Raw genomic sequence first — 8,373 nt, forward strand, 5'->3', positions numbered from 1 at the left:
AAGGCGAACAAGGACTGCCTGCACGAGATCGGCACCGAGGTCCCGGCCTTCTTCCAATGGTATGCCGAGCTGGCGTACAAGATCTTTGGCCAGATCGCGCCGACCGGGCCGGAATCCCTGGCGCTGATCGTCCGCGAGCCGATCGGCGTGGTCGGCGCGGTGGTGCCCTGGAACTTTCCGCTGCTGATGGCGGCCTGGAAGCTGGCACCCGCCCTGGCGGTGGGCTGCAGCGTCGTGCTGAAGCCCGCCGAGCAGACGTCGCTCACAGCACTCCGGCTGGCGGAGCTGGCGTCGGAGGCCGGCCTGCCCGACGGGGTGCTGAACGTGGTCCCCGGCTATGGCCCCGACGTCGGCGCGCCGATCGGCCGGCATCCGGATATCGACGCCGTCACCTTCACCGGCTCGAACGAGGTCGGAGCGCTGTTCCTGAAATACGCGTCGGAGAGCAATTTGAAGCCGGTCGGGCTGGAGATGGGCGGCAAAAGCCCGTTCATCGTGCTCGACGACGCCGAGATCTCGGACGATCTGATCGACAACGCCGTCAATGCCGCCTTCTGGAATGCCGGCCAGAACTGCTCGGCCAATATGCGGCAGATCATCCACCGCAGCCGGAAGCCGGAGTTCACCGCGAAGGTGCTGGCCCGGATCGGCGCCCTGCGGGTCGGCGATCCGCTCGACCCCCGGACCGAGATCGGGCCGCTGGTCTCACAGGAACAGCAATCCCGGGTCCTGGGCTTCATCCGCAGCGGGCGCGACCAGGGCGCCCGGTTGCTGGTGGGCGGGCGGGACAGTGGCCGAACCGGCTTCTTCGTCGAGCCGACCGTCTTCGACGGGTTGGACGCATCCATGACCATCACCAGGGAGGAGATCTTCGGCCCGGTCCTGGGAATGATTGAGGTCGACAGCCTCGAGGGCGCCCTCGCGGTTGCCAACGACACCGAATACGGACTGCAGGCGACGGTCTACACCCGGGACATCGATCGCGCCCTGCACTTTGCGCGCCGGCTGGCCTGCGGCACGGTCGCGATCAACGGATTCACCGAGGGCGACGTCAAGACGCCGTTCGGCGGCTATCGCCGGTCCGGCTCGCTGGCCCGGGACAAAGGATTGGAGGCCGTGTCCCAATATCTGCAGACCAAGACGATCTGGATCCGATCTCGCACGCCTTGATGTCAGAACCTCCCACAACGGGAACCGATCCACTCGTCCCCTCGCGGCTGGAAAAAACAGCCCAAAGTGGACGCCCGCGGGTCCGGACATCGGCCTCTTGGACACAAACAGCCGATTTCCGCCCTTTGCAGCTAATCTGGTTGGGAAAGGGGCCCCATATCCAACAATCGCGGCGGCATCTCCGAAGCGGCCAATGGGTTGCTTGTGATAGTGTTCGCCGGCTCACATCGGTGAGCGTCGCGGCGGGAGGGTGGCTAGGAGTGATAGGCCATGCCCACCACAAATGATTCAAACTCCTCGGCAAATCGGCAAGTCCCTTGGAACAAGGGCCAGTTGGTCGGTCAGAAGCGACCACTGAAACCGAAGGATGTCTGGTCTATACGAGCGCGGCTCGAAATCGAAGGCCGTGAGCGGGATCTGGCACTGTTCAACCTTGCGATCGACAGCAAGCTCCGGGCCAGCGACCTAGTCAGCTTGCGAATTGAAGACGTTCAGATCGGCGGGCGTGCCCGCGAGCGTGCGACCATTATCCAGCAGAAAACCGCCCGCCCGGTTCAGTTCGAGCTGATTGATGGCACTCGAAAGGCCATACAGGTTTGGCTGATACACCGCGGCTCAGGCGCGGGCTTCCTGTTCCCCAGCCGTGGTCGGGGCCAATCTCATCTCTCGACGCGTCAGTATGCTCGCCTCGTTCATGACTGGGTGACAGATGCCGGCCTCGACAGCCCGGCCTACGGAACACACTCGATGCGACATACCAAGGCAGCCCAGATCTACCGCAAGACCGGCAATCTGAGAGCAGTCCAACTCCTTCTGGGCCACAGGAAGCTGGAAAGCACCGTCCGATACCTCGGCATCGAGGTGGACGACGCGCTCCGTATCTCCGAGCAGCTTGACCTCTGAGAGACTTGCAGCGGTGCGCATAGCGCCCGGGGGGTCACGCCGGCCGGGAGCAGACCTTATCGGTCCCGGCCGGCCCGCGCCAGGAGCGGTCATCAAGGCAGCTTCTCTCAAGCGGACTCGTGGCAAACTGATCCGCCGAGGCCTGTTCTTGGCCTGACCCCGACCGACCTAGTCGGCAATGCGGTGGCGACAATCGTGGTGGCGAAATGGGAAAATGCGCTGGACGAGGACCGCATCAGGCGGGTGCTCGACGGCGAGGCCGCCCCGTCGCAGCCCTGAGGGCGGTTCCATGCTGCATCGCCGACGGCTCCGGCCGGAGCGAACGTGAGGGGTGTGTCGCCGCCTCAGGAGTCACGGGGCGCGCGGTCGCAACGGAAAGGGGGAGCGCTTCATGACCCGTCTCACCGCCAAGGACTTCCAGCCAGAGCTGCTGGAGCTCTACGACTATTACGTCCACGGCAGGATCACCAAACGCGAGTTCCTGGACCGCGTCCGCAAATTCGGGGTGGCGGGGCTGAGCGCGGCGACGATCCTGGCGTCGTTGAGCCCGAACTACGCGATGGCCCAGCAGGTCGAGTTCACTGACCCGGACATCGTCGCTGAATACACCACCTACCCGTCGCCCAAGGGCAATGGCGAGGTCCGGGCCTATCAGGTCCGCCCCGCCAGGGCTGCCGGCAAGGTGGCGGGCGTGGTCGTGGTGCATGAGAACCGCGGCCTGAACCCCTATATCGAGGATGTGGCACGGCGGGTGGCCAAGGCCGGCTTCGTCGCCCTGGCTCCGGACGGGCTGACCTCGGTCGGCGGCTATCCCGGCAATGATGACAAGGGCCGCGACCTGCAGCAGAAGGTCGATCCGACGAAGCTGATGAACGACTTCTTCGCCGCGGTCGAGGTCCTGATGCACAGCGACCTGACCACCGGCAAAGTCGGCATCACCGGCTTCTGCTATGGCGGTGGCGTCGCCAATGCCGCGGCCGTGGCCTATCCCGAGCTGGCCGCCGCAGTGCCGTTCTACGGCCGGCAACCGAAGGCGGAGGACGTGCCGCGGATCAAGGCGCCCCTGCTGCTGCACTATGCCGAGCTGGACACCGGCATCAACCAGGGCTTGCCCGCCTACGAGGCCGCGCTGAAGGCCGCGAATAAGACGTACGAGGCCTACATCTATCCCGGCGTCAACCACGGCTTCCACAACGACTCCACGCCCCGCTACGACGAGGCCGCCGCCAAGCTGGCCTGGGACCGGACCATCGACTGGTTCAAGCTCTATCTGGCGTGATTGACGCGACGAGCCGCCGAACGGCCTTCACCATGAATCATTCTCATTGATCTGCACGGCACCCGCCCGAGAGGCCCGTGCCGACCAGCGCGGGACTCTCGGATGCGGATCGATTTCTTCGGCCTCGGAGCCTTTCTCGGCATTGGCCAACGGCGCGGGCGACGCTCGGCAGCGTCAACGTGCCGGTAGTCTGAACCGATCCCGGCGTCGCGCATCTCTCCCGTCCTCGAGCAGGCCCTGCGGTCGGGTCAGGGCTATCTCGCCGGCGGACACCCCTCAGTCGAAGCCACCTGGAGGAACCGGCGGCCGGTAGGCGGGGGGCGGCCTTGGCGGTTTCGGGCCAACTGCGGTCATCGCGTAGCCGTCCGAAACCGGACATCGCCCGGATCGGCGAAATTTGGCCGTTCCCGACGGGAGCCAGACGATAGTGAGTGCCAATAACCGGCCATGGCGGTCGGCTCCCCGGACCGGACATGACGCCAACCTCCCGCTTGGTCAGGTCGAGCGATGCGAAGCCGGCAGCATTCTCTGCATCACCCCATCGCACCGGAAGACGGCATGATACGGGGCGCCAACAACCTGAATGCCGACCAAGGCCAGCAGCCCATTGGACAGGAGTGCGTGGAGATCACCGGCAACGCGGCAGATAGCGGCCCCATGGCCGACGAGATCCGGCAGGGTAACCAGACCGAACAAGCGGATTGCCCAGCCAAGCGCGCTCGCCCAGAGCCAACCCAACACTGGCAAGGCAATCAACAGCCCATAGAGCAGGATCTGAAGCAGATGAGCCCCGATGCGCTGCCATGTCGGCGGATCTGACGGCGGCTCCGGTGCGGGATGGTAAGCGAGCCAGACCAGGCGCGTCACGACGACGATCGGCACCACCAGTCCGATCGACAGGTGCAGACTCCGGCCAATAGAGAATCGCCAGCGCTATCTTCGAACATCCAAATGTATTACTTTGACGGCCTCGATCTAGTTTCAAATCGGTCAACCCTGCAAGCTCGGCCCCGAGACCGTGGACAAAGAAGCCGGTCTCTTCTCTAGCATCATCTGCGGCGGCCGGAATGGCGGTTGGTCAATGTCCCGCACCATCCATCGGTGCCTCGATTTCCCCGGCTTCGCGCAGCTCAAGCCACATGGCGTTGAGGATCGAGATGGCACAGGCGATTCCTACACCGAGGATCCGGGCGAAGTACCACATCGGTCATCTCCCATTTCAATAGGCGCTGGTCGGGTTGTCGGAGACATGGGCGAGGGTGACGCGGCCGCGCAGCACGCGATAGACCCAGGCCGTGTAGGCGATGATGAGCGGCAGGAAGATGACCATCGCGCCCAACATGATCGCAAGGGTCAGGCGGCTCGACGAGCCATCCCAGACCGTGAGGTCGGCGTTCGGATCGATCGAGGACGGCAGCAGTGGATCTCGCCCCGCGCTACCGTGTGACGAGGCCGACAATCCCGCCGCAATCACGGCGGACCTATTCAGTTGAATGAGTGGGATCAGCCAAACGCATTAGGAAGGATTAATCTAAATTATACATAAAATTGATTTCACCTAGTTGACTCGGCTCGCCGCATCAGGCCCTATATTCCCATCTAACGATTAATAAAATTCAAGACTCCAAACTGACTGACCGCAATCACCAAAATCGTGAAGCTCACAATTCATTCGCCGCTTCGCACCAAAGCAGATGACAGCCCTGACAGTGCCGTATTTACCTTCTACCGGCACCGAAGAAGGCAGCGACCGCCGAACAAAGTGTTTTAATGCCAACGGCCGATATTCGGCCGCGAGGAGTAGACATGCTTGCGTATAGCGGAAGACATGCCGTGTCCATCGATGGGATCGCCCCCATTAGAGAGCCGGCGATCATCGAGTCGGCCCCCAGGGCCGACGAGCAGGTCAGCGATGGTGCCGAGGCACCGGTGCCGACATGGATACCGGTCGATGGCGATGCGAAATTGGTCACCGTCATCAACGCCCGGACACTCGGCCGGGAGACCTTGATCCGAGCGCTCCGGACCGCAGGAACACGATTCCGCAGCCAGGCATTCGCCTCCGTCGAGGACTGGCTGCGCGACGACCCCGTCCCGGGCGAAACGTCAGTCATCCTGCTGGGGATCGGTTCGACGCCGGCGGAAGATCCCCTCCTGCAGGCAGATCTGGATCGCTTGGTGCGCGACTTTCCGAAGGTCCCCACGATCGTGATGGGCGACATCGAAGATCCGGAACATGTCGTCGGCATCCTAACCTGCGGCGCCCGCGGCTACATTCCGACCAGCGTCAGCCTGACCGTCGCCGTCGGGGCAATCTCCTTGGCCCAGGCCGGCGGCGTGTTCGCACCGGCCAGCAGCCTGATGCTGTCCCACGCGGCGCAGGAACAGCCCCTTGCCTCGGCGACCGGAAATCAGCTCTTCACCGAGCGGCAGGCCGAGGTCGCGGAGGCTATCTCGCGCGGCAAGGCGAACAAGATCATCGCCTATGAGCTCAACCTGTGCGAGAGCACCGTGAAGGTGCATGTCCGCAGCATCATGAAGAAGCTGCAGGCCCAGAATCGTACGGAAGTGGCGTTCAAACTGCACAGCCTCGCGCCCCGATCAGGCAGTACAGGCCAGGCAAGACTATCGGTGCCGAGCGCATAGCGACGCGCTTGGCATCGAACCGTTCATCCGCCCCAACTTCTGTCGCTGCTATCCGCGCGCACCTTCCTCGTCTGTCCCCCTACGGGCTTTCGGCCAGCACCTAAATGGAGGGAGCCCGCCCCTTCGAGCTGACACCGTCCGGTAGGAGGATTTCAACGAATTCCCCGACTGCACCAAAGGCACGACCCGCTCGACCCGTTCCACCATCTCACCCTTTCGGGCGACTCGACGGGGTCGTGGAACCGCGGCCCACTGGGAATGGGCCGGCACCGATCGCAAGGCCTGGGTCCGGCGCGAGGAACATCCCCCCATCGCGCCTCGCGCCGGACTTCTCATGCGCCAGAACTAGTCCTAGCGGCCACCTGATCACGCGCTTAGATCGCGCAGGGTGACCTCTCGGCCGCAGCAATACGAATCTTCGTGCGCCTCACTCTCCGCAAGGATGTATCGAAGGGCCGCCAGTACAACCGAAAGCCAATGCGAAGCGGGTGGACGGGCCTGATATGGTCGGGACGAGTTGCCGTGGAGAGCGGCCAGGAGGACCATCACGTGCCGTTTAACGAGATCTCCATCATCCCCCCCATCGCCTTTCGGCGCGGAGAGCGCTGGTACCGCTTCAAGACTGTCGACGAGCTTGTCGATGGCATGACCAAGATCCGCCGCAGCCTCGATCCAGCCAGCCCGGATTCCATTCAGCTGGCCGGCTGGATCCGGGAACTCGTCAGCCTCTCCGAGCCGGCCGGCCCTCAGTTGGCCAGGGACACACGCCGGCTGTTGGTCGACACCCTGTCACATCTGGGGACGATCTTCGAGCATCCAGACTTGCGGTAGCTGTCCCGAAGCGGTCGCCGGTCAGAGCACGAAATCACCGGCGACCAGGGTGATATTCCCGCTCAGGACGACGTTGAAATCGGCGACGCCGTCGCCGTTGACGTCAGCGGCGGCGACGGTGTTGCTGCCGGAGATGCTTTCATGCAACTCCCCGGCATGATGGCTGAAGGCGGCGGTGCCGATGAAGTGGAAGGCTTGGTCACCGGCGGCGGTCGTATTGGCATCGATTGAGTGCAAGTCGATCTTATCGCCCTGAGCGTGGCTGAAATCGGTGATCCGGTCGGCATTAGCATTGGCCGGACTATCACCCAGCGCGGTGAAAACGAAGCGGTCCGCCCCGGCGCCACCGGCGAGGTCGTCCCGCCCACCACCACCCGTCAACGTATCGTTTCCGGCATTGCCGACCAGGGTGTTGGCTGCCGCGTTGCCCGTGAGCATGTCGTTGCCGTTGCCGCCGTAGACGGCCTCGATCGACGTCAGCACGTCGCCCTGCGCCGTGCCGCCAAGGCCGGTTCCAGTCGCGAGATTGACCGTGACCGCAGCGCTGTTTTCGGAATACATCGCCACATCGAAGCCGGCACCGCCGTCCAGGTGGTCCGCCCCAGCCCCCCCGCGGAGCACGTCAGTGCCGTCGCCGCCGGACAGTCTATCGGCACCGCCGTCGCCCCGGAGCGTGTTCGCCCCGGCCGAGCCAATGACCGTATCGGCCCCCGCACCACCGTCGACATTCTCGATCGACACGTAGCTGTCGCCCTGGGCATCGCCATGGGTGCCGAGGCCGGTCGCCAGATTCACCGTGACCGCGGCCGTCGCGTCGGAATAGCTGGCCGTGTCGGTCCCACTGCCGCCGTCGAGCATATCCCCGTTGTATTGTGAGCCGGGGCCACCATTCAGGGTGTCGTTTCCGTCCTCGCCATAGAGATAGTCGAAGCCGGCAGCGCCATACAGCGTGTCGTCCCCGTCCTGGCCCTTCAGGTAATTGGTATCGCCATCGCCGATCAGGACGTCATGGAACTGGCTGCCCTCGGCGCTCTGGAAGTTCACGAAAACGTCGCCCTGCGCATCGCCGCCGCTGGCGGTCAGGGTTGCCAGGTTTACCGTGACGCCGCTCGGTGAATACATATAGCCGATCATGTTCAAACCATCTTCGGCGCCGCCGCCGTCGAGGTGATCGGCGCCGGCGCCACCCTCCATATAGTCGCCATCGGTCTCACCGTAGAGATAGTCGTTACCATCCCCCCCCATGAGCTCGTCGGTGCCGTTGCCACCGTGGATGATGTCGTTGCCGGCCTCACCCAGCAGATTGTCGCCGTTGTCCCCGCCGTACAGGGTGTCATTGCCGGCGAGGCCTTCGAGGAAGTCCTTGTCCGCACCGCCGTACAGAAAATCGTTGCCGGACGTACCCGGGAAATATGTCATCAGTCTCGCTCCATAGAGATTGGGCCGCGCTTCGCATTAGCCTCAGCACAGACAGTTCTCCGAAGCCGCTCCACGCCATCTTGTGGGAGAGACTGATGGAGATGTTTCCAACATGCCGCAAGAAA

The 8,373-nt window shown here is 63.8% G+C and carries 9 protein-coding genes; 5 read left to right on the forward strand and 4 right to left on the reverse strand.

Annotation, left to right across the window (positions count from 1 at the left end):
* From AC3XYG_RS32685 to yghX, 3 genes are all read left to right on the forward strand, one after another.
* Positions 1-1,170, forward strand: a 1,170-nt coding sequence (locus AC3XYG_RS32685) for an aldehyde dehydrogenase family protein (protein ID WP_489144064.1), incomplete at its 5' end; no start/stop codon positions are given.
* Positions 1,171-1,440: 270 nt separating this feature from the next.
* Positions 1,441-2,073 (forward strand): tyrosine-type recombinase/integrase, encoded by a 633-nt coding sequence (locus AC3XYG_RS32690; RefSeq protein WP_489144065.1) that lies wholly within the window; start codon positions 1,441-1,443, stop codon positions 2,071-2,073.
* Between the two features lie 391 nt (positions 2,074-2,464).
* Positions 2,465-3,352: a YghX family hydrolase gene (gene yghX, locus AC3XYG_RS32695; protein ID WP_489144066.1), complete on the forward strand. Its 888-nt coding sequence runs from the start codon at positions 2,465-2,467 to the stop codon at positions 3,350-3,352.
* A gap of 495 nt (positions 3,353-3,847) precedes the next feature.
* Here yghX and AC3XYG_RS32700 read toward each other — a convergent pair whose 3' ends face one another.
* The 3 genes from AC3XYG_RS32700 to AC3XYG_RS32710 all read right to left on the reverse strand — a co-directional run bounded on the left by AC3XYG_RS32700 (position 3,848) and on the right by AC3XYG_RS32710 (position 4,826).
* Positions 3,848-4,270: a cytochrome b gene (locus AC3XYG_RS32700; RefSeq protein ID WP_489144072.1), complete on the reverse strand. Its 423-nt coding sequence runs from the start codon at positions 4,268-4,270 to the stop codon at positions 3,848-3,850.
* 160 nt (positions 4,271-4,430) lie between these two features.
* Positions 4,431-4,556 (reverse strand): cytochrome bd-I oxidase subunit CydX, encoded by a 126-nt coding sequence (cydX, locus tag AC3XYG_RS32705; protein WP_489144067.1) that lies wholly within the window; start codon positions 4,554-4,556, stop codon positions 4,431-4,433.
* A 15-nt stretch (positions 4,557-4,571) separates the two neighbouring features.
* Complete coding sequence (locus tag AC3XYG_RS32710; protein ID WP_489144068.1) at positions 4,572-4,826, reverse strand: cytochrome d ubiquinol oxidase subunit II; 255 nt, start codon at positions 4,824-4,826, stop codon at positions 4,572-4,574.
* 359 nt (positions 4,827-5,185) lie between these two features.
* On the opposite strand from AC3XYG_RS32710, the gene AC3XYG_RS32715 reads away from it, so the two are divergent.
* Both AC3XYG_RS32715 and AC3XYG_RS32720 read left to right on the forward strand, forming a co-directional pair.
* Positions 5,186-5,998 (forward strand): LuxR C-terminal-related transcriptional regulator, encoded by an 813-nt coding sequence (locus tag AC3XYG_RS32715; RefSeq protein WP_489144069.1) that lies wholly within the window; start codon positions 5,186-5,188, stop codon positions 5,996-5,998.
* 522 nt (positions 5,999-6,520) lie between these two features.
* Complete coding sequence (locus tag AC3XYG_RS32720; protein ID WP_489144070.1) at positions 6,521-6,829, forward strand: hypothetical protein; 309 nt, start codon at positions 6,521-6,523, stop codon at positions 6,827-6,829.
* A gap of 21 nt (positions 6,830-6,850) precedes the next feature.
* Here AC3XYG_RS32720 and AC3XYG_RS32725 read toward each other — a convergent pair whose 3' ends face one another.
* Entirely contained in the window at positions 6,851-8,248 is a 1,398-nt protein-coding gene (locus AC3XYG_RS32725) for a calcium-binding protein (protein WP_489144071.1), read from the reverse strand.
* Positions 8,249-8,373 lie beyond the last annotated feature (125 nt).

The sequence above is a fragment of the Inquilinus sp. genome, from assembly GCF_057815775.1.

Excerpts from the sequence above, each read along its gene's own strand:
- AC3XYG_RS32690 (WP_489144065.1), top strand. The coding sequence starts at position 1,441 with ATGCCCACCACAAATGATTCAAACTCCTCGGCAAATCGGCAAGTCCCT.
- yghX (WP_489144066.1), top strand. The coding sequence starts at position 2,465 with ATGACCCGTCTCACCGCCAAGGACTTCCAGCCAGAGCTGCTGGAGCTC.
- cydX (WP_489144067.1), bottom strand. The coding sequence starts at position 4,556 with ATGTGGTACTTCGCCCGGATCCTCGGTGTAGGAATCGCCTGTGCCATC.
- AC3XYG_RS32725 (WP_489144071.1), bottom strand. The coding sequence starts at position 8,248 with ATGACATATTTCCCGGGTACGTCCGGCAACGATTTTCTGTACGGCGGT.